This is a genomic window from Legionella sp. km772, from assembly GCF_003989735.1.
Taxonomy (GTDB): Bacteria; Pseudomonadota; Gammaproteobacteria; order Legionellales; family Legionellaceae; genus Legionella.
In genome coordinates this window covers 1-1308 of sequence record NZ_RZGQ01000351.1, presented here as the reverse complement: position 1 = coordinate 1308, position 1308 = coordinate 1, and the positions used below count along the sequence as shown (strand labels likewise).

Sequence of the window (1308 nt, the reverse complement as noted above, 5' to 3'; positions counted from 1 at the left end):
AAAATCAAATAATCACTATAAAGATCAAGCATATCCATTTAATTCCCTCCCTAAAATTAAGGGCGGAATTCTAATGCTTTTTAGTCAAACTACAAGTTTATGTGCGTAACATGAGTTATTAGAAAGGAACGGCACAAAGATTCAATTAACATTAAGCACTTAAATCTAGTTCACCCCCAAGCTTCCAGCACGACGAACATCATGCGCGATCTCAATTTAAAATTAAAACCAGGCGAACATCTTTTAATAAAAGGCCCTTCAGGGCTTGGGAAGAGCACTCTGTTTAAAGCCATTTCAGGAACGTGGAAGTATGGTGATGGGAAAATAGCCCTTCCCGCAGGAAAAAACCTCTATTTTTTACCGCAAAAACCTACTCTGCCCTATGATAGTTTAATGGCTGTTTTAGCTTATCCTGATCCCGTAACTACTTACAGTGAGGAGCAATATCGTGCCGCCTTACAAAAAGTGGGAGGAATGGATGATTTTATAACCCAACTTAAGGAAAAAAGACCGTGGGCAAAAGAGTTATCGGGGGGGCAACAACAACGACTATCCTTTGCCCGTGCTTTATTAAAAAAACCAGCTTGGCTCTTTTTAGATGAAGCGAGCTCCTCTCTTGATGAAGAAAGCGAAGAACACGTTTATAAGGCCGTAAAAGAATTAAAAGACACAACGATCGTGAGCATTGCGCACAGAAGAACGGTTGAAAAACATCACTCTCGAATTGTTCTTTTTAGCCCTAATCCCCAAAAAGAGATTAGGGTAACTGAACAGAATAATCCGCAGAAAAATGAGTTAGCAGCAACTAAGGCTTAAAACCCTCCCTGACATTAGTGCATCTAGTAAAGGTGGCCGAGGACATTCTGCCTTAAAGGATTTAGTATATCACTGCTAACCAAAGCGTGGCACATGATAAGACGGTTGTTTTATCTACCCAAATCAAGCCATTATGAACCACTGGACTTGGATTATTTTCAATTAAGAACAGGTCATGTCTTGACCACAGCAGACTGGCGATTTAATTTTTCCACATCCATTCGGACATTTCGCTACCTGTAGTTTATTATTGTCTTTTGAGGTGATGGTATCAGCAACTAATGAGGCATTGCATTTACTGCACGACATCCCTTTAACACCCATACCACATACTTGGCATTTACATTCCATAATAATTCCTCCTTTTAAGTAACTTATTTACTCATGTTACGCACATAAACTTGTAGTTTGACTAAAAAGCATTAGAATTCCGCCCTTAATTTTAGGGAGGGAATTAAATGGATATGCTTGATCTTTATAGTGATTATTTGA

General features: G+C 38.9%; 2 protein-coding genes. One reads left to right on the top strand and one right to left on the bottom strand.

Going from position 1 to position 1308, the window contains the following annotated elements; all coding sequences use genetic code 11:
• The first annotated feature begins 201 nt into the window (after positions 1 to 201).
• On the top strand, positions 202 to 816 hold the full coding sequence (locus ELY15_RS15825; RefSeq protein WP_233586870.1) for an ATP-binding cassette domain-containing protein: 615 nt from the start codon (positions 202 to 204) through the stop codon (positions 814 to 816).
• Positions 817 to 978: 162 nt separating this feature from the next.
• Here the strand turns inward: ELY15_RS15825 and ELY15_RS15820 are convergent, their stop codons facing one another.
• Positions 979 to 1167 (bottom strand): hypothetical protein, encoded by a 189-nt coding sequence (locus tag ELY15_RS15820; RefSeq protein ID WP_127101723.1) that lies wholly within the window; start codon positions 1165 to 1167, stop codon positions 979 to 981.
• Between the last annotated feature and the right edge of the window lie 141 nt (positions 1168 to 1308).

Bases quoted from the DNA above. Each gene is read 5' to 3' on its own strand.
- ELY15_RS15825 (WP_233586870.1), top strand. From the start codon at position 202: ATGCGCGATCTCAATTTAAAATTAAAACCAGGCGAACATCTTTTAATA.
- ELY15_RS15820 (WP_127101723.1), bottom strand. From the start codon at position 1,167: ATGGAATGTAAATGCCAAGTATGTGGTATGGGTGTTAAAGGGATGTCG.